The sequence below is a fragment of the Parasphingorhabdus sp. DH2-15 genome (assembly GCF_051668705.1).
Lineage (GTDB): Bacteria > Pseudomonadota > Alphaproteobacteria > Sphingomonadales > Sphingomonadaceae > Alterisphingorhabdus.
This window is the reverse complement of record NZ_CP196351.1, coordinates 938,150-957,684: the sequence shown is the minus strand read 5'-3', so window position 1 is coordinate 957,684 and position 19,535 is coordinate 938,150. Positions and strand designations below refer to the sequence as shown.

The 19,535-nt window shown below is 51.5% G+C and carries 19 protein-coding genes and 1 tRNA gene; 7 read left to right on the top strand and 13 right to left on the bottom strand.

What is annotated here, in order from left to right:
* Positions 1 to 19 precede the first annotated feature (19 nt).
* The 3 genes from ACR9YC_RS04450 (at position 20) to ACR9YC_RS04440 (ending at position 1,327) form a co-directional block, all read left to right on the top strand.
* Positions 20 to 454 carry a hypothetical protein gene (locus ACR9YC_RS04450; RefSeq protein ID WP_438730418.1) on the top strand — a complete coding sequence of 145 codons (435 nt, stop codon included), beginning with the start codon at positions 20 to 22 and terminating at the stop codon, positions 452 to 454.
* A 42-nt stretch (positions 455 to 496) separates the two neighbouring features.
* Complete coding sequence (locus ACR9YC_RS04445) at positions 497 to 880, top strand: YybH family protein (protein ID WP_438730416.1); 384 nt, start codon at positions 497 to 499, stop codon at positions 878 to 880.
* Between the two features lie 90 nt (positions 881 to 970).
* Positions 971 to 1,327: a hypothetical protein gene (locus ACR9YC_RS04440; RefSeq protein ID WP_438730413.1), complete on the top strand. Its 357-nt coding sequence runs from the start codon at positions 971 to 973 to the stop codon at positions 1,325 to 1,327.
* 599 nt (positions 1,328 to 1,926) lie between these two features.
* On the opposite strand, the gene ACR9YC_RS04435 is transcribed toward ACR9YC_RS04440, so the two are convergent.
* From ACR9YC_RS04435 to ACR9YC_RS04400, 8 genes are all read right to left on the bottom strand, one after another.
* A tRNA-Leu gene (locus tag ACR9YC_RS04435) sits at positions 1,927 to 2,011 on the bottom strand.
* A 96-nt stretch (positions 2,012 to 2,107) separates the two neighbouring features.
* A complete protein-coding gene (locus ACR9YC_RS04430) occupies positions 2,108 to 3,556 on the bottom strand; it encodes a coniferyl aldehyde dehydrogenase (protein WP_438730411.1) in 1,449 nt (482 codons plus the stop codon).
* Between the two features lie 71 nt (positions 3,557 to 3,627).
* Positions 3,628 to 4,404 carry a prepilin peptidase gene (locus tag ACR9YC_RS04425; RefSeq protein WP_438730409.1) on the bottom strand — a complete coding sequence of 259 codons (777 nt, stop codon included), beginning with the start codon at positions 4,402 to 4,404 and terminating at the stop codon, positions 3,628 to 3,630.
* A 116-nt stretch (positions 4,405 to 4,520) separates the two neighbouring features.
* Positions 4,521 to 6,416 (bottom strand): acetyl/propionyl/methylcrotonyl-CoA carboxylase subunit alpha, encoded by a 1,896-nt coding sequence (locus ACR9YC_RS04420; RefSeq protein WP_438730406.1) that lies wholly within the window; start codon positions 6,414 to 6,416, stop codon positions 4,521 to 4,523.
* On the bottom strand, positions 6,413 to 6,859 hold the full coding sequence (locus ACR9YC_RS04415; protein WP_438730403.1) for an endonuclease domain-containing protein: 447 nt from the start codon (positions 6,857 to 6,859) through the stop codon (positions 6,413 to 6,415). The genes ACR9YC_RS04420 and ACR9YC_RS04415 overlap by 4 nt, the downstream gene beginning before the upstream one ends.
* A 132-nt stretch (positions 6,860 to 6,991) precedes the next feature.
* Positions 6,992 to 7,516: a hypothetical protein gene (locus ACR9YC_RS04410; protein WP_438730401.1), complete on the bottom strand. Its 525-nt coding sequence runs from the start codon at positions 7,514 to 7,516 to the stop codon at positions 6,992 to 6,994.
* Between the two features lie 13 nt (positions 7,517 to 7,529).
* Complete coding sequence (locus ACR9YC_RS04405) at positions 7,530 to 9,131, bottom strand: carboxyl transferase domain-containing protein (RefSeq protein ID WP_438730398.1); 1,602 nt, start codon at positions 9,129 to 9,131, stop codon at positions 7,530 to 7,532.
* Position 9,132: 1 nt separating this feature from the next.
* Positions 9,133 to 10,296, bottom strand: a complete 1,164-nt coding sequence (locus ACR9YC_RS04400; RefSeq protein WP_438730395.1) for an acyl-CoA dehydrogenase family protein — start codon at positions 10,294 to 10,296, stop codon at positions 9,133 to 9,135.
* A 211-nt stretch (positions 10,297 to 10,507) separates the two neighbouring features.
* Here ACR9YC_RS04400 and ACR9YC_RS04395 point away from each other — a divergent pair, with 211 nt between their 5' ends.
* Together ACR9YC_RS04395 and ACR9YC_RS04390 are read left to right on the top strand one after the other, a co-directional pair.
* The gene (locus ACR9YC_RS04395; protein ID WP_438730392.1) at positions 10,508 to 11,704 is read left to right on the top strand and encodes an acetyl-CoA C-acyltransferase; all 1,197 of its coding nucleotides are present in this window, start codon (positions 10,508 to 10,510) and stop codon (positions 11,702 to 11,704) included.
* 10 nt (positions 11,705 to 11,714) lie between these two features.
* On the top strand, positions 11,715 to 12,161 hold the full coding sequence (locus tag ACR9YC_RS04390) for a hypothetical protein (protein ID WP_438730389.1): 447 nt from the start codon (positions 11,715 to 11,717) through the stop codon (positions 12,159 to 12,161).
* 238 nt (positions 12,162 to 12,399) lie between these two features.
* Here ACR9YC_RS04390 and ACR9YC_RS04385 read toward each other — a convergent pair whose 3' ends face one another.
* The gene (locus ACR9YC_RS04385; protein ID WP_438730387.1) at positions 12,400 to 12,951 is read right to left on the bottom strand and encodes an SH3 domain-containing protein; all 552 of its coding nucleotides are present in this window, start codon (positions 12,949 to 12,951) and stop codon (positions 12,400 to 12,402) included.
* 197 nt (positions 12,952 to 13,148) lie between these two features.
* On the opposite strand from ACR9YC_RS04385, the gene ACR9YC_RS04380 reads away from it, so the two are divergent.
* Positions 13,149 to 14,144 carry a 2-hydroxyacid dehydrogenase gene (locus ACR9YC_RS04380; RefSeq protein WP_438730385.1) on the top strand — a complete coding sequence of 332 codons (996 nt, stop codon included), beginning with the start codon at positions 13,149 to 13,151 and terminating at the stop codon, positions 14,142 to 14,144.
* A 116-nt stretch (positions 14,145 to 14,260) separates the two neighbouring features.
* Entirely contained in the window at positions 14,261 to 15,586 is a 1,326-nt protein-coding gene (locus tag ACR9YC_RS04375; RefSeq protein WP_438730381.1) for an ammonium transporter, read from the top strand.
* On the opposite strand, the gene ACR9YC_RS04370 is transcribed toward ACR9YC_RS04375, so the two are convergent.
* From ACR9YC_RS04370 to prfB, 4 genes are all read right to left on the bottom strand, one after another.
* The gene (locus tag ACR9YC_RS04370; RefSeq protein WP_438730378.1) at positions 15,583 to 16,050 is read right to left on the bottom strand and encodes a GNAT family N-acetyltransferase; all 468 of its coding nucleotides are present in this window, start codon (positions 16,048 to 16,050) and stop codon (positions 15,583 to 15,585) included. The genes ACR9YC_RS04375 and ACR9YC_RS04370 overlap by 4 nt on opposite strands.
* A 36-nt stretch (positions 16,051 to 16,086) precedes the next feature.
* Positions 16,087 to 17,502 carry an NAD(P)H-dependent flavin oxidoreductase gene (locus ACR9YC_RS04365; protein ID WP_438730375.1) on the bottom strand — a complete coding sequence of 472 codons (1,416 nt, stop codon included), beginning with the start codon at positions 17,500 to 17,502 and terminating at the stop codon, positions 16,087 to 16,089.
* A 115-nt stretch (positions 17,503 to 17,617) separates the two neighbouring features.
* On the bottom strand, positions 17,618 to 18,367 hold the full coding sequence (locus ACR9YC_RS04360) for a class I SAM-dependent methyltransferase (protein ID WP_438730372.1): 750 nt from the start codon (positions 18,365 to 18,367) through the stop codon (positions 17,618 to 17,620).
* Complete coding sequence (gene prfB / locus ACR9YC_RS04355; RefSeq protein WP_438730369.1) at positions 18,357 to 19,484, bottom strand: peptide chain release factor 2; 1,128 nt, start codon at positions 19,482 to 19,484, stop codon at positions 18,357 to 18,359. Before prfB ends, ACR9YC_RS04360 begins: the two co-directional genes overlap by 11 nt.
* Between the last annotated feature and the right edge of the window lie 51 nt (positions 19,485 to 19,535).

Below are 19,535 nucleotides of genomic sequence, written 5' to 3'. Positions count from 1 at the left end.
GAGTACCGGAGCGTGAATCATGACAACATTGGAAACCGTCACCAAAGAAATCGTAGGTCTGCACGATTTCTTCGCCGCATGGTTTAATGGCACCGCGGATCGCGACCAGCTTCACCCTCGTTTTCTGTCGCGCTTACATCCTGAAATTCTATTTATCCCGCCTGAAGGCCAAGTGATGAACCGAGCCATCCTGCAAGCCGGCTTTGATAGAAACTACGGATCAAACCCTGATTTTCGCATTGCAATCCGCGATGTGGATATTCGCTATCAGCATGGTGACCGTATCCTTGCCACTTACACAGAATGGCAAACAGGAGCAACGCGGTCCGCCTTGGCCAACAATGCGCGAATCACCACAGTTTTGATGGAAATGACCAAGACTGTAACGTGGTTGCACATTCAGGAAACATGGCTGCCTGAGGCAGTACGCAGCGCAGGCCCATTCAATTTCTAATCCCATTTAAATTACCCAACTCAAACTAATCGAGGTCTAAAAATGACAAAGCACATAGCCCATCAACCACGCGAAATTGCTGACTGTGTTAGCGCTTATCTTCAAGAAGGCGACCTAGATGGTATCGTCTCGATGTTCCACCCCGATTGCCTCGTGTTCTTTCCGCCTGACGCCCCGCCAAGCGTAGGCCTAGAAGGCGCCAGAAAGGCTTTTGAAGGGTTCTTGGAAGTGCGTCCCAGAATCGAAAGCAACGTCTTCAGCGAAATCATAACTGGCGACACGGCCATGCTCCGAGCAAACTGGAGAGTTATCGCGCCCGATGGGTCGATCATGGCTGAAGGTCAATCGACCGAAGTTGCCAAGAAACTGGACAATGGTGGCTGGGGCTATCTCATTGATTGCCCCAACGGCCCGCCCAACTTGTAACTAGCAAGGAACCTCATACCGCTCAAAACTTCCGCGAGTATGAAGCCAGGTCGCGGAAAAAGGTATCCCCCGACGCCTCAGGATCTGAAAGTGCAATGGACCTCGCACCTCGATCAAGCCAAGCTGGCAGTAGCAGCTCTTTCGCGTCCTGACCTCTCTGGTCAGGCATTTGAAATTGGAACACCAGACGCGCTGACAGGCGGAGAACTTGCCGAGATCATGGCCGAGTGGGTTGACCGCGATGTCACCTTCAAACCAATGAGCCCCGAAAGCTTTGGCCAGCGTGTTGGCGATGCTTTTAACAGTCCGGGCGCAGCGTTTGCCTTAGGCGATCTCTATGGCTCAATAGCAAAACTTAACGGCGATGCCATGGCAATTGACACCAGTATACTGGAAGAGACCTTCAACGTTAAGCTAAGCTCAGTCGCCGACCACATTAAATCATGACCTAAGAGCTAACTTCCAAATCAACGGGTTATGCGGGGTAGGTTCCGCATAACCCGTTCGCGACTATCCAAAACGAAAGGCCGAGACTATGTATTTCATGGATGAATATCAGTTTTCAAATACCATTAGTTACTGGGAGCCCAGTAAAAGCACCGATTGGAGACTTTTTAGATATCTAAAACCAAAACTCCTTAGATTCCTCTCGAGGCGCAAAAGAGCCACCGCTTGATACTCAAAACGCTAGTTGAACCCTATTTTCGACCGTAGGGATTAAGTCCGCGCAAATTATCGTGGGAGCAATTTTTTCAAACTGTTAGTAACAGCCTTTGAATCCAGCTTTAGAATTGTCATCTTCTGATTTTTGAGACGCCTGATCCAGTTCTTCCCGCAAGACGGTACTCAGCTATTTTTATAGCCTAACATGCGCAGCGCAGAAGCAATATGCATACAATCTGCGTTTGCATATTTTTTGCCATCTTTAGATTATTTGCACAGCGGGCCGTTTAGCAAACAAATCTCGCGGAGAGAAATAACGCTAGCCCCACCACATTCAGGGTTAGAAAAGCGTGTTATCAGGCCCATTTTGCTCGATTTGTGTATGGTGCCCCTGGCCCGACTCGAACGGGCACTCCTTGCGGAACCGCATTTTGAGTGCGGCGCGTCTACCAATTCCACCACAGGGGCACTGGCACCACCCTGACATGCCGAACAGCAACTATCAGGGTGTTTGCCGATAGCGAATGCAAAACATTCTGGCAATGCCAGTTTTTTGCAAATTGATTATTTCTTCAATTCACGCTTGATAGTTGCCCATGTTTTATCACCATAGGGCGGTTTAAAACCGGCAAGGCCAGCCACATCCATTTTTGACTGATGATAGACAGCGCGTTGGTGGCTGAACTCACGAAAGCCATCAACGCCATGATAATGCCCCATGCCTGACGGCCCGATACCGCCAAAGGGCAAGTCTTCCATTGCATTATGGAAAATCACATCATTGACTGTTGTTCCGCCGGATATAGTGCGGCTCAGCACACGCTCTTCCTCAACCTTATCATTACCGAAATAATAGAGGCCAAGCGGGCGGTCATGATCATTGACATAATCAATCGCCTCTTCAATAGCGCTATAGGTCATCACTGGAAGGATCGGGCCAAAAATTTCTTCCTGCATGACCTTCATATCATCATTGGCGTTGCGCACGATCGTGAGCGGCATTTTATGACCATTGGTGCTGGAGAAATCTTCTCCTGCAGGATTGACCTCAATAAGTTCAGCGCCCTTTTCCCGCGCATCATCCAGATAGCTTTGCAATCGCTCATGATTACGGCCATTCACAATCGATGTATAATCATCATTGTCCAGCAAAGTGGGATACATGGTGCTGACGGAGCCGGATATTTCGCCAATCATCTCGGCTTCTTGTTCCTTGGCTACATAAAGATAATCCGGGGCCAGACAGATTTGGCCGGCATTCATCATCTTGCCCAAGGCAATGCGATCTGCGGCCTTTTTCTTATCAGCAGTGCGCCCAATAATTGTGGGTGATTTGCCTCCCAGTTCCAATGTGACCGGGACCAGATTATCAGCTGCTGCGCGCATAATATGGCGACCTACACCTGTTGCACCGGTAAAAATCATATGGTCGAACGGCAGCGATGAAAAGGCCATGCCAACCTCTGCAGCACCCGTAAAAACGGTCATCTCTGTATCGGCGAAATATTTGGGCACTTGCTCTTCAAACAGTGCTGAAACACGTTCTGTAAATTCGGACGGTTTAATCATAGCGCGGTTACCAGCGGCCAATATGCCCGCCATCGGCACCATCACCATGCCAACCGGGAAGTTCCAAGGCGCGATAACGCCAACCACGCCCTTTGGCTGATAGCTAACCTCTGCCTTTGCGCCAAGCAGACCAAGCGGGAATGTCGGCTTGCGCTTATCACCGCGCGCCCAATAGGCCATATGTTTTTTCGCATGTTTCAGCGCAGAAATGCTGGGCACAATATCGGTCATCAATGTCTGTTCTTCACTGCGATGGCCAAAATCTTCACTCACCGCTTTGGCAAATCCATCCGCATTATCGACCAGCATAGCAATGGCGCGGTCAATTCGGTCTTTGCGAACCGCCAAACTCTCCGGCAGTGCACTATGAAAATCCGCACGCTGTTTTTCCAGCGCAGCATGCATTGCAATGGATGGATCGTCTTTTTTGATAGCTGTGGCCATATGCTCTCTCCTAATCGCTTTGTGCGCAGAATACGCAAACAGCGCAGCAAAGCAAATTTTTAATTGCGTGATTAAAAAACCGGTTGTCCGCCTGTAACCGCCATCACCAACCAAGCCGATATGGCCAATAATGTGCCAAAGGGAAAACGCGATGTTCCCGTCACTTCCCGCCCACCGATTATTGCCACCAAGGCCAGAATAAGCCCGAACATCGCGGCGAACATCAATATGAAAGGCAGCAATTGCCAGCCAAACCATAGACCAATGGCACCAAATAATTTGGCATCACCCCCACCCAAACCTTCCCGCCCACGCAGCGATTTATAGGCCGTACTAACGAGCCATAATGTCAAAAAGCCGCTAGCCCCGCCAATTAAGCTGTTGCTTAAGGACAAATCCAAAAGACCAAAAAAAACAGCAGTTAATCCGCAAAGCGCAAGAAGCGCAGTTAGAATGTCGGGTAGCCAATAATGGCGAAAATCCAGCCATGCCAAGGGCAAAAATAGCCACCCCAGCAAAGCCAGTGAAAGCCCGTCATAACCCGTCATCACAATGAATGACACGGCCCCGATAAGTGCGCTGACAATCTCTATGGCAATGGCATCGATATCAATTTGGTCCCCACAGCGGCGGCAACGCCCCTGTTGGACGACGTAAGAGACAATCGGCACCAATTCATACCAACGCAAAGTGGCGGCACAGGCATCACAGCGTGAACGCCCTTCAGCAACGCTGCGCCCAACCGGCCAACGGCCAACCAATGCAGCAATAAAACTTCCCAATATTGCGCCAAATAGACCCGCAAGAATAGGCGCATATAGAGGGTGGAATAGGAATTGGCTTAACATGTTTGCCGCCCGTCTTCATCATTATCCTGAACGCGTTTCAGGATCCAGAGCAACACGCAGCCCCCTGCAAGGTCCGCCTTGGCTCCCGAATCATATCCGGGGTGACAATGATGAAACTATCCGTCATCCGCAGCCACAATCTCTACAAGCGCAACGCCATCACTAACCTGCGCACCTTCGCTGGCCGATAGATTCCGCACCACCCCATCAAAAGGCGCGGTTAATGTATGCTCCATTTTCATCGCTTCCAGCGTCACCAACTTATCGCCTTTGGCAACAGCATCACCCTCAGCAACCGCAACGGCAATAATCTTACCGGGCATTGGGGAGAGGATGGCACCGTCTGCGGAGGAGGCATGACCGGTTCCATCGTTTCTCCCTAAGGTGATGGCGATTAGTTCGCCATCGAGGTTTAGCAACTGCGTCGCTGGGTCACCGCTCTCTCGGAAAGCGTGGTCAAACATCTGCCCTTCAGGTGTTGGATCGTAGCAGAAGGTGCGTGTCTCGCCGTCGACAGAAAGAGTGTATTTCCCCCGGCGCGCCGAATTCATCCGGAAACCAATCATCGGTTCCGCTCTTTGGTCGAAGTCCGCCTGATCGCGCACAAACCAGTTAAGCGCATCACTGAGTGCCCGATCTGAAACCCGAGGCTTTGCGGTAAGCGTTTCCTGTTCTCGTCCAATTAGGCCGGTGTCAAGCGCGGCATTAAGCACATTATGGTTATCGATAAGTCGAACAAGAAAGGACTTGTTTGTCCGAAGTGGCCAGACATTTGAGCACTCCAATTCGCTCTTAAGCCTATCGATAGCGGAGTGTCGGTCCGCAGCGTGAGAGATAACCTTTGCGATCATCGGATCATAAAAGGGGGAAACTTGAGCCCCTGCCTCTACACCCGTGTCGATACGAACGTCGTTGCAAAAATCGAGAACATCCAAACGCCCAATGCTCGGCAGAAACCCCTTAGCCGGGTCTTCAGCATAAAGCCGCGCCTCTATAGCATGGCCGTTAATGCTCAGTTCCTCCTGCTTGACCGGGATTGGCTCCCCACTCGCCACGCGCAGCTGCCATTCGACCAGATCAACGCCGGTGATTTCTTCGGTTACGGGATGCTCAACCTGCAAACGGGTGTTCATCTCCATGAACCAGATTTTGTCTGCATCCAGGCCATTGGAGCCATCGGCGATAAATTCGATGGTGCCTGCACTCTCATAATTCACTGCTTTGGCCGCGCGCACCGCTGCGCCGCAAACGGCTGCGCGCGTGGCTTCGTCCATGCCGGGTGCCGGGGCTTCCTCTATCACTTTTTGGTGACGGCGTTGCAGGGAGCAATCACGCTCAAACAAATGCACAACATTGCCGTGGCTATCGCCAAAAATCTGCACCTCAATGTGGCGCGGGCTTTCAATCCATTTTTCGATCAAGCAAATATCATTGCCAAAACTTGCCTGTGCCTCGCGTTTACAGCTGACCAGTGCGTCGGCAAAGTCTTCGGGCCGATCCACTTTGCGCATGCCTTTCCCGCCGCCGCCCGCAACAGCTTTAATCAGCACCGGATAGCCAATTTTCTCAGCCTCAGATGCCAATGTCTCCGGCGATTGATCCTCGCCCAAATAGCCGGGCGTGGTGGGCACGCCTGCATTATCCATCAACTGCTTGGCTGCGTCTTTCAAACCCATGGCGCGAATAGCATGGGGTTTCGGCCCGACCCAGATCAGACCCGAATCGATAACGCTTTGCGCAAAATCAGCATTTTCCGAAAGAAAGCCATAGCCCGGGTGAATAGCCTCCGCCCCGGTCTGCTTGGCCGCAGCGATAATCTTCTCGCCGACCAGATAGCTCTCAGCCGCTGGCGATGGTCCGATATGCACCGCCTCATCCGCCGAACGCACATGCAACGCCTTGGCATCAGCATCAGAATAGACCGCAACAGTGCGTATGCCCATCTGCCGTGCTGTGCGGATGATACGGCAAGCAATCTCACCACGGTTTGCAATAAGTAGGGATTTGATCATGATTTCCTCTCTAATCCTACCTGACCTTCTCTCGCAGAAGGGGACGTCTCAGCTTTGGCTGGGTGGTGAAGCGGTAGGCGCTGAAATGCCATAGCCATAATACCCTCGGCAACCATGTTGGCATCTTTCAATACATCACTTGCGGCAATGCGCACCGTATCAATACCCTGCGATTTCAGCCAACCATCGCGGCGCTGATCACGTTCTGGCCGGTCGCCCATATCATGGGAAATTCCTTCTATCTCAATGGCCAATCGCGCATCCAAGCAATAAAAGTCGAGCACCAGATCACCGCTGGGATGCTGTCTGCGAAATTTCACGCCTTGCGGACTGCCTCGCAATAATTTCCATAGCATCACTTCGGGCAGGGTCATGTCTTTGCGGAGCTTGCGCGCGCGAGATACCGCACTGCCTCTCGCTTTAGGAGCCTGATCTTTAAGCATAGATACCCCTCCACCGCCTCTGGCGGTCCCCCTCCCCCAGAAAACTGGGGGAGGATTGTGTTGCGCGCCTTCCTCCCCAAGCTTGGCTTGGGGAGGTGGCATCGCGTAGCGATGACGGAGGGGCGAAGACTGTCATTTTTCAAAACCCGGCGTTTTGAACTCTTTAAGGTACTTTTGGACGCGTTGGGGATTGCAGGTCCGAATAACGTTAGCTAACTGTTCTGTGCTGAGTGAGTAATTGAATGTAAGTGTTTTAACTGTTCCTTGGCGGGCTTCATAGCGTATATGAACTTGGTCATTTTTCATTAGGCGGTCCAAGAACTGGGCTTTAGCTTTGTTAGTTCCCCATAAATCTCCAAGCTGGATGTAGTTGCTATTGAATGTCCACTTATCTTTGTCAGGCTTTTTGTCGTTACGAAAACGATAGACTGCGTTCGGCTCCCATATCAGACCATCAGGATCCGGGCCGTAATATCGATCGGGTATCAGTCGAATGAATATAGATTGTTTACCGACCTCACCACACCCTATGGCAAGTGTATTGCCATCGTAGCTGGTTGCGTAAAGTAACTGTCTATCCCCCGTTATGGGGTCATTACGATCAATTAGCGCAAAAGGTGTAGCAGCTTGAAAAGCCATCACTATCAATAACAACACAATTACTCTCCCCTCACATCCTGAACACGCCAAATCGAGGTGCCTCCTCGACTGGTGCGTTAAGTGTTGCTGCAAATGCCAGCCCTAGCACATCGCGTGTCTGTGCTGGATCAATCACGCCGTCATCCCATAACCGCGCAGTGGCGTAATAGGGGTTGCCTTCATCTTCATATTTTTGACGGATCGGGGCTTTGAAGGATTCGGCCTCTTCCTCGCTCCATGTATCGGCATCACGGTGCACGGTCGCCAATACGCTGGCTGCTTGTTCGCCGCCCATCACGCTGATGCGGCTATTGGGCCAGCTGAACAGGAAGCGCGGCGAATAAGCGCGGCCACACATGCCGTAATTGCCTGCGCCAAAGCTGCCCCCGATCAGCACAGTGATTTTCGGCACACTAGCAGTCGCAACCGCTGTCACCAGCTTTGCGCCGTGTTTGGCGATCCCCTCTGCTTCATATTTGCCGCCAACCATAAAGCCGGAGATATTTTGCAGAAACAATAAGGGTATGCGCCGTTGGCAACACAGTTCGATAAAATGCGCGCCCTTTTGTGCGCTCTCACTGAACAAAATGCCATTATTGGCGATTATGCCGACGGGCATGCCCCAAATATGCGCAAAACCACAAATCAGCGACGTGCCATAAAGCGCCTTAAATTCATGAAATTCACTGCCATCAACCAGCCGGGCAATAATCTCTTTCACATCATAGGGCGCGCGGACATCATCGGGCAAAATGCCATAAATTTCTTCTGCATGATATTTGGGCGGGCGTGGCGACTGCAAATCTATATCCGGCTGGCTGCTTTGCGGCAGATGCGAGACAATATCGCGTACAATTGTCAGCGCATGTTCGTCATTTTCCGCAACATGATCGACCACGCCGGATTTGCGCCCGTGAAGATCACCGCCGCCTAAATCTTCCGCCGTGATTTCCTCACCAGTCGCAGCCTTTACCAAGGGCGGGCCACCCAGAAAGATTGTGCCCTGATTACGCACAATAATGCTTTCATCCGACATAGCGGGCACATAAGCGCCACCAGCGGTACAGCTGCCCATCACACAGGCAATTTGTGGGATTTGCTTGGCCGACATATTGGCCTGGTTAAAGAAGATGCGGCCAAAATGATCGCGATCAGGAAAGACTTCATCCTGATGCGGCAGGTTCGCGCCGCCGCTATCCACCAGATAGATGCAGGGCAGATGATTTTGTTCGGCAATCTCTTGTGCGCGAAGATGCTTCTTCACCGTCATTGGGTAATAGGTGCCGCCCTTTACCGTGGCATCATTACACACGATCATCACCTGCCGCCCCGAAACGCGGCCAATACCGCAGATCAGCCCCGCACCCGGCACTGCATCATCATATAAACCATTGGCGCAAAGCTGGCCGATTTCCAAAAAGGGAGAGCCAGGATCAAGCAGCCGCTCCACCCGATCACGTGGCAGCAACTTGCCGCGGCCAACATGCCGCTCACGCGATTTCTCACTGCCGCCCTTTGCAGCCTCGGCAACCTTGCCCCAAAGTTCATCTTTAAGGGTAATATTATGCGCTGATTGCGCGCGATAAGCCTCTGATTGTGTGTCGATTTGCGTGGGGAGTATTGGTGCTGTCATATTATACCCCAATCAGTTCGCGGCCGATCAGCATCCGGCGGATTTCGTTGGTGCCTGCGCCGATATCCAGCAATTTGGCATCGCGCATATAGCGTTCGACCGGCCAGTCTTTGGTATAGCCTGCACCGCCCAATGCCTGCACGGCTTCTCCAGCCACTTTGAAGGCGCTTTCGGACGCCAGCAAAATCGCGCCTGCTGCGTCAAAGCGGGTGGTTTTGTTTGCATCGCAGCTTTTCGCAACAGCATAAACATAGGCCCGCGCCGAATTCAGTGCGACATACATATCTGCGACTTTGGCCTGCATCAGCTGGAAACTGCCAATGGGTTGGCCAAATTGCTTACGCTCACGCACAAATGGTATCACACAGTCCAGACAGGCCTGCATTACGCCAAGTTGTAATCCGGCCAGCACAACACGTTCATAATCCAGACCAGACATCAGCACGCCAACGCCGCCGCCAACAGGGCCCATCACATTTTCTTCGGGCACTTCGCAATCGTTGAACACAAGCTCTGCAGTGGGAGAGCCACGCATACCAACCTTGTCAATCTTTTGCCCGATGGAAAATCCCGGCATGTCCTTTTCAATCAAAAAGGCGGTGATGCCGCGCGATCCGGCCGCTGGATCGGTCTTGGCATAGACCACCAATGTATCGGCATAGGGCGCATTGGTGATCCAGAATTTGGTGCCATTCAGAATATAGCCACCCTGCACTGCTTCTGCTTTTAATTTCATGGAGACAACATCGCTGCCTGCTCCTGCTTCTGACATAGCCAGCGAGCCAACATGCTCGCCTGAAATCAAGCCGGGCAGATATTTGCCTTTTTGTGCAGCATTGCCCCAGCGCGCAATTTGGTTGACGCACAGATTGGAATGCGCACCATAGCTGAGCCCAATGGACGCGCTGGCGCGGGATATTTCTTCCACCGCAACCACATGCTCCAGATAGCCAAGACCCAGTCCGCCATCTTCTTCTGCAACAGTAATGCCATGCAGGCCCAATTCGCCCATAGCGGCCCATAGCTCATCTTTGGGGAACCAGTCATCGGCGTCGATTTTCGCGGCCAGAGGCGCAATTTTATCGGTTGCAAAGCGCTGCGTGGTATCGCGAATCTGGTCGGCCATTTCGCCAAGCTGGAAATCAAAATCTATAGCGTTGCTCATCGCATTTCTCTCCTGCCTCTTGCCAGACCTAATCGCATGCTCGTTCAGTCTGCCCCAAGGGTGTAATGGTTATTATAGTCTATTGTAATATTATTTCACGCACCTCAAGACCGTTTCCTTTGAAATCTTGATGGATAAGGCATATTTAGCGATAGATATTTTCATCATGCCCTCGCGCTTGGTTGCGCATTCAACATAAGGATAAGCCATAATGCCTGTTTTTTCCGAAAATGATCCTGTCGTCATCGTTTCTTTTGCCCGCACCCCGATGGGCGGCATGCAAGGCGTATTTTCCGATGTCAGCGCAACCGACCTTGGCGCCACTGCGGTTAAAGCAGCTGTCGAACGTGCAGGAACAGACGGAAGCGATATTGACCGCATCTATATGGGCTGCGTGCTGCCCGCCGGCCTAGGCCAAGCCCCGGCCCGTCAGGCAGCCATCAAAGCTGGCCTGCCGAAATCGGTACAGGCCACAACCGTGAACAAAGTGTGCGGATCAGGTATGCAAACAGTGATTATGGGCAGCGAGGCTCTGGCCGTTGGTTCTGCGGATATATTGGTTGCAGGCGGTATGGAGAGCATGACCAACGCGCCTTATCTGCTAAAAAAACATCGCAGCGGCGCGCGTATCGGGCATGATACCACCTATGACCATATGTTTCTTGATGGTCTGGAAGATGCCTATGAAGAAGGCCGCGCCATGGGCACTTTTGCGCAAGACACTGCCAATGATTACCAACTAACACGCGAAGCGCAGGATGGTTATGCCTTGGAATCGCTATCACGCGCACAAAAGGCGATTGAAAGCGGCGCATTTGCTGCTGAGATTACTCCGGTGACCTTTGCGACGCGCAAAGGCGAAGTCACAGTAGATACAGACGAACAACCCGGTAAAGGCCGCCCGGACAAAATCCCCAGCCTACGCCCAGCCTTTGCCAAGGACGGCACAATAACCGCAGCAACGTCCAGCTCTATTTCTGATGGCGCTGCGGCCATGGTGCTGACCCGCCAATCGGTTGCGGATGCAAAGGGGCTGAAACCCGTTGCACGCATTGTTGCCCATGCCGCCCATGCACAGGAGCCGAAGGATTTCACTATTGCTCCTGTCGGCGCGATCCAAACCTGTCTCGACAAAGCCGGATGGACATTGGACGATGTTGATCTGTTCGAGGTAAATGAAGCCTTTGCCTGTGTGGCCATGTTCGCCATGCATGATCTGGGGATCGATCATGGCAAAATTAATGTCCATGGCGGCGCGACAGCCCTTGGTCACCCCATTGGCGCATCCGGCGCACGTATTATCACAACCTTGCTAGGGGCTCTCCAAACCCACGGCAAAACACGCGGACTGGCATCACTGTGCATCGGCGGTGGAGAGGCCACTGCTTTAGCTGTTGAGCTTATGTAAACAGAGCTGATTGAAAGATGCATTGCTTAACCCACAGATACGGCATCAGGCGGGCCAGATTATGACGGCCCGCCATTGCCAATGGGGCATTGCAGCGATCTTCTGGGTGCTTGGCGGATGGGCATTGCTGGCCCCTGCCCATGTGATGCATGTGGTTTTTACGCCGCAATATCAGAGCAACGAATTATTGCCTCTTATGTTGATGTCGTGCTTCGGGGCACAGGCTTGCCTTGCAGCATTATTTGCGACTTTCAGCCGTTTCACCGCGACCACCTTTCTGGTCTTTGCGATTGCTCTGATACCCTTTTTCATATTTGATTACTGGTTCACCCGCATAGTGCCGGTGATGAACAATTTTGGCGCAATTGATCTGGTTGGAAATATTATCATGCTGGGCCTATCCATAACCGGCTGGCGACTGGCCAAAGGCAACAGCAATAACAATTTACTTAGGTAACTTTGGTTTTGTCGATTTCCTACAAGCAATTTTCTTCGCATGTTCCTAGAAAGATCAAGCGAACCCAAGGGTCGACCTCTTCGTCAGAAGAGTGAGGGAGATAATGGTGTGGGTCTGGTCCCAAGCAAGGCCCCTGCGGTCGTATCACCAGATACGGCCGCTACCATTTCCCGAAATCTTATAAGGTTTTCTTCTAAAATACGAAAATATCCACGCACATAAGAGTGCATTTCGCCATTTAAGGGGACGCAGCGGGCTCTTCTCCTGCATTGGGTTCACCAACACCGAAAAGCGCCTCTGCACGAACATAACCAATACGTCCGTTCACATCGAGGCGGCACCAGCCATCACTACATGCCCCCAATTTTCCAACGACACCAGGTTGTGCACGCCAAGCAAGGGGCGATGCTGCATTAGGTTTTTCACGCATTTCCTGCACGTCGTCACCAATAATCATGGCGGTGCGGGTACGGCTTAACAAGCGTGAGTGCATCCAGCCTTGGCTACCATCAGGGTCTTCAATCTGGCGCCATACACCATAACGACGCAGCACCTTTACCGGCAAATTCTTGCGCACATAGACCCAGATAATCTTATAATCACTGCTTGGCCCGGTACGCGACCGTGCTTCATCCTGATCTATAGATGCCCAATAGGCCTCACCTTTATCCTGCGCACTTGCCGGTACCGCAGTCAGCGTCACGGCAAGACAAAACGCCGCAAATAATCGCAAGATGTTTGACCAAAAAATATTCTTCGCCGTTTGTTGCACTATTGTCTCACCCATCATGCCAAACCGCATGACCCCCAAAATACAGATATATTATCATCATTAGCAAAATTTGATTGTCTCATCAAAATGAACCTATTTCAACCGGATTGCGCATGAAGAACAGTTCCGCTTTGAGACAATTTACCAGATCGATGCCTGTGAAAAGCAGATCGAACGCGCTTGACCTTTTGGTCGGTTCGCGCAAAGCCTGTTGCATGACCGCACGCTCTTGTAAATCGACCAAAATCATTGTCACCCGCGCATTAGCGCCCGCTGTCGAAAAGCGGCTGGATGAACTGTTTGATGTTACGCTGAACAGTAGCGACACTGCGCTCACAACCGAACAATTGCGCAACGCAATGCAGGAATGTGATGTTCTGCTAGCAACCGTTACCGATCATCTGACTGCTGATATTTTTGCGCAAGATAATCTGCGCTGTAAATTGCTGGCAAATTTTGGTGCAGGTGTTGACCATATTGACTTGAAAGCTGCACGTGCGGCGGGTGTGATGGTGACCAATACACCCGGTGTTTTTACCGATGATACTGCGGATATGACTATGGCGCTTATCCTGTCCGTCCCACGCCGTTTGGCAGAGGGCGAGAAATTGGTGCGCTCCGGTGAATGGCAAGGATGGTCGCCGTCCGGCATGTTGGGCCATTGTATCGGCGGCAAGACTTTGGGCATTATCGGCATGGGCCGCATCGGCCAAGCGGTTGCGCACCGTGCACGCGCTTTTGGCCTGAATATCTGTTATCATAACCGCAGAAAGCTTCCCGATAGCTTTGAGAAAATGCTCGATGCGACATATGTGGAAAATCTGGATGAGTTGGTGCAGCGCAGTGACTTTATCACTCTGCATTGTCCCAAAAGCGATGACACAAAGCATATTCTGAATGCTGAACGTATCGCGATGTTGCGGCCCGATGCCTATGTCATCAACACCGCGCGCGGCGAATTGATTGATGAAGATGCCCTGATAAACGCGCTGCAAAATCAGAAGATCGCTGGGGCTGGTCTTGATGTTTATACCAATGAACCCGCGGTTGATCCGCGCTTGCTCGATTTGCGCAATGTTGTTTTGCTGCCGCATCTGGGCAGTGCTACATTTGAAGGGCGCGAAGCATCAGGACACCGCGTCATCAGCAATATTCATAGCTGGTGCGACGGCCACCGCCCCCATGATCAGGTTCTTGATGGCTGGATGTAAATTATCCATCGCCATCAAACACAGACAATTTAGTTAGCGCTGCGTAAACCGATTATTGTCAAATTGCTCTTATGCGCTCTATCTATGACGTTCATAGCTTGGCGGGGATATCAAAAGTGATAAGACAGCTTTTAGGAAAAGGCGCAATTGCAGTTTTGGCAGCGGGGATTTCAGCCCCTGCTTTAGCGAATATTCCATTCGTGGAACCTCCTATCGTCCCTACAGCGATTGATACTGGCGATACTGCCTGGATGCTGGCTGCAGCGCTGTTGGCGCTTTTGGTAACATTGCCGGGCGTAGCGCTTTTCCATGGCGGCCGTGTAGAAACCCGCAACTTCCTATCTGTTGTCATGCAAGTCGGCGCCATTGCCGCTATTGTCTCGCTTTTGTGGATTATAGTGGGATATACGCTGGCATTTGGTGTCGCTGGAAATGGCATTATTGGTGCAGGCAATGCATGGATGATGATCGGTTTGGGCAATGTTCGGGAAGATACACTGGTTCCGGAAAGCGCCTTTGCGATATTCCAAATGGCCTCTGCTATATTTGCAGCTACCTTATTAATTGGCGCATGGGCAGAACGTGCGCGTTTTGGCTGGGCAATAGCATTTGCAGCGCTGTGGAGTATCATGGTTTATGCCCCGGTTAGCCATTGGGTATTGGGCGATGGGTGGCTGGAGACAAGCGGTGTGATAGATTATGCTGGCGGCATTTCCATGCATTTAACGGTTGGTATCTCTGCACTCACAATATGCATTATGATAGGTCGCCGCGAAGGTTGGCCCAAAATCTTAAGACGCGCAAATGCACCTGCCCTCTCCTTGGCTGGTGCAGGCCTGATCTGGGTCGGATGGCTGGCCATTATTGGTGGCAATGAATTGACCGCAGGCGATGGTGCTGCGTCGGCCATGATGAATGCCCATGTTGCAGCAAGTGTGTCTGCCCTAATCTGGCTGTTGATCGACAAGTTGAAAACAGGCCATGTCACAGCGGCAGGTTTCGCAAAAGGCGCAATCGCTGGTTTGGTGGCCATTTCGGCAGGTGCTGGCTTGGTATCGCCGGGCAGCGCAATTTTGATAGGGTTAATTGCTGCACCGCTCTGCTATTTTGTTAGTGGCGCTGTGAAAAACATATTCGCTATTGATGACAGTCTGGACGTGTTTGCATTGCATGGCATTGGCAGTATCGCCGGCGCATTGCTGGCTGCTATCTTTGTTTCAGAGAGTTTTGGCGGTCTTGGCTATGCAGAAGATAGCGGCATGTTTGGTCAGCTATTCACACAACTTATTGGCGTGGCCGTTGTCGTCATCTGGTCCGTTATCGGTACTTTGGTTATTGGCTTGGCGCTATCGACCGTTCTGCCTATGCGGGTTTCAACCGAAGACGAAGCCGCTGGTTTGGACAAAACCCATCATGGGCAGCGTTCTTGGGAGCTTGATTAAACTGCTCGCAAATCCAGATGGAAAAACTGGTTAAACGCGCTTTTTGTATAACTGCCAAAAGCATCGCCTGTTCGAAAACCTCGCTTGCGATATAGACCGATTGCAGGATCAAATGCATCACCCGACCCTGTTTCGAGGCTCAATAGCTTATAGCCGCGTTGGCTGGCCTCTGAAATAATATGCTCCAATAAAGATGCAGCTACACCTTTGCGAAGAAAGGCATTTACTGTGCGCATGGATTTGATTTCACCATGCTGTGCATCAATCGCCTTTAGCGCACCTATCCCGCTTAATCGCCCATCATCCCAAGCTGCGAAGACCGTGACATCGTCAGACTTCAGGCTTTCTACGCCCAGCGCATAAACACTCTCTGGCGGCGAATTTTCATGCATGCCGGATAAATGTTCGGCAATCAGGTCAAGAATCTCTGCGCTTTCCAGATTATCTTTGCGAATGATACGCATTGCAACCACCAATTGCTGGACGCCAAGAGAACCCGCTTAGTCCCCGGTCAATATCCGATCCACAAGTTGTTTGACCGAAGGCACAAAACCATTCGAATAGAAAGGGTCACGGCCAAATTCATATGCAGCATGTCCGGCGAACATAAGGTTCTTCTTTATGTCACCATCATGGGCAATATTCTGCAAAGATTTTTGAATACAGAAACTGCGTGGATCAGCCAGACGCCCCGTGGTGAAATTGTCATGGTCTTTCCATGAAGAGAAACCACAATGCGACAGACAGCCCATACAATCGGCCTGATCCTTGCGGACCTCGGCACGCTCTTCTGGCGTCACAAAGACCAGAGTATTATCGGGTGTTTTAAGCGCGGTTGTAAAACCCAAACCGTCCCATTCACGCGCGCGCAGCAAATCACCGCGTGTCACCCAAAAATTCTTACCCTTGACGCCAACATCAAGCTGATGGGTGTGTTCGCCGGCTTTTTCAGTTGAAAAAGGCACTTGCCGTTCGGACCGCGCTTCGAGTGAACGCAAAAATTCGTTCCGTACCGCACTGGAGTAAAAGCCGGTTGGGCTGAACTTATGTAGCAGCACATCGCCTTTCTCAATCTTGGTTAGTGCATCTTTCCATTCGCCTGGAATCGGGCTCTCTTTGGTCAGTAAGGGCCGTGTGCCGAATTGAAAAGCAATCTGCCCGAGTTCGGGATTATCCAGCCAGCTCTGCCAATCGCGCAAATACCATACGCCGCCCGCCATGATGATCGGCACATCATCAGCTATGCCTTCTTTACGCATAGTCTCACGCAGTAATTTCACACGCGGATAAGGGTCTTGTGGTTGCAAAGGGTCTTCTGCGTTAGACAGGCCGTTATGACCACCAGCCAGCCAAGGGTCTTCATAAACGACCGCGGCCATAAGGTCCGACACCTTATGATAAGCACGTTTCCACAAAGCCCGAAAGGCACGCGCCGATGATATGATCGGCAAATAATTAACATTATATTGCTGAGCAATTTCAGACAGTTTATACGGCATCCCTGCCCCGCAGGTCACACCTGCCACCATGCCTTTGGTTTTTTCTAATACGCCGTGCAGAACCTCTTGCGCGCCGCCCATTTCCCACAAGACATTGATGTTGATTGCGCCCCTCATACCATTGGGGCCATTAGCAATATCATATGCTCGGCGCACCTGCTCAACCGCGCCATCAATCGCATAGCGGATCAATTCCTGGTGCCGATCCTCACGTTTGCGACCATGATATATTTGCGGCACCACATTGCCATTTTCATCATAGCTATCTGCATTAACAGCAGAAACAGTGCCAATGCCGCCAGCCGCTGCCCAAGCGCCAGAACTGCTGTGATTGGTGGCAGAGACCCCTTTGCCACCTTCGATCAATGGCCAAACTTCACGGCCGTTATATAATATTGGTTTTAGCCCCTTAAGCACGAAATGCTGCTCCCGATATGTTTTGCCCCGATATAAAGCAATATGACAATTTTGCTTTGTAAAAATACCCAATCATTACAATGAGAACGCTATTTTCTATTAGCCAAGATTATATTCAACGCGGTTCTGGGCTCTTTTGCCCATCTGTACCGCATGCCTGAATCGACATAGGTTCAGGCCGTTCCCCAACAGCCTTAAACCGTGCGACGAAACCGGCAATGTCCGGCCGTTCGGCAAATTCCATGAGCTGATAGCCAACGGCTTCAAATTCACAAAAAAGCTGTTTGGGCGGAATGCCATGTTTTTGTGTAGGCCGATTGACATCAACAACAATGACCTCACCATCTTTACGCAGCGCAGGGCGCATATGCCAGATAAAGGCGTAAGGCTCTGTCACTTCATGATACATATGCACCATGAAAATGCGGTCAAAACTGTTTGCAGGCAATTTGGGGTCAGTGACTTCACCCGGTTTGATCGACACATTATCAAGCCGTTCGCGCGATACCCTATTGCCCAATCGGGCCAGCGCCTCGCCATCAATATCCTGCGCCAGAACACGGCCATTTTCACCGACCACTTCTGCCAGACGAACAGTATAATAGCCTTCACCGGCTCCAATATCTGCAACGGACATGCCAGCAGTCAGCCTTGCGATATCCATGACCACTTGCGATTCATTACGCTTGTCACGCGCGCTCTCGGTGGAGAATTGCGTGCCGACAATCTTTGCTACATCGCGCTTAGAGCGAGGAAAGTCTCGGGCATTTTCTGGCCTGTCATCATCAAGATGTACCGGCTTGCAGCCCAGAACCATCAGGCCCATGGCTGCACTTAAGGCGAGACGCGATAGCTTAGTCAACATCTTCAACCTCCACCTGTTCCCCGCTGACGCGCTGTGACAGAGCCGCAGCCATAAAGGGATCAAGCGATCCATCAAGCACGTCAGAAGGCGAGGAAGAAGTCACACCCGTTCGCAGATCCTTGACCATCTGATAGGGTTGCAGGACATAAGAGCGAATTTGGCTACCCCAGCCAATTTCCGACTTGCTGGCATGCTCATCCATGGCGGCTTCTTCGCGCTTGCGCAGCTCTTCTTCATAAAGCCGCGCCTTCAACATGCTCATCGCCTCTGCACGGTTCTTATGCTGTGACCTGTCATTCTGGCTGGCCACCACTATGCCAGAGGGAATATGGGTAATTCGCACCGCACTATCGGTGGTGTTCACGTGCTGACCGCCCGCACCCGAAGCACGATAAGTATCAATTTTCAAATCGCCTTCGTTGACGGCAATATCAATATTGTCATCAATGACCGGATAAACCCAGACGCTGGAAAAACTGGTATGTCGCTTGGCCGCGCTATCATAAGGGGATATGCGCACTAGCCGGTGCACACCGCTTTCGGTCTTGGCATAACCGTAAGCATTCTGCCCTTTGATCAGTAAAGTAACCGATTTGATGCCGGCCTGCTCGCCTGCGTGATAATCAACAATCTCAACCTTGAAACCGCGCCGCTCCCCCCAACGCACATACATGCGCTGTAGCATCTCTGCCCAGTCTTGGCTCTCCGTACCGCCGGCACCAGCATGAATTTCCAAATAGGTGTCATTGCCATCAGCCTCACCGGCCAGCAATGCTTCCACCTTGTCACGCTCGGCCCGTTCAACCAGTGCGGCAAGGCTTTCCAGCCCTTCTTTAACGGTCGCCTCATCATCTTCGGCTTCGCCCATATCGATAAATTCGACAGCGTCCTGCATTTCCTGATTGATGTTATTAACAGCGTTGATCGCTTCATCGAGACGGCGACGCTCACGCATGACCTCTTCGGCCTCTTTGGGATTGTTCCAAAGATCAGGATCCTCCACCCGCGCGTTCAACTCATCCATGCGGCGTAAAGCTTTGTCCCAGTCGAGAAACTTTCGCACAAGCGCTAATGACGCTTCAATTTTGTCGATATAGGCTTGCCCCTCGGCCCGCATCTTTCTCTCCTAATGCTTTGATCTTCAATTGGGGATTTCACGGCCAATGTA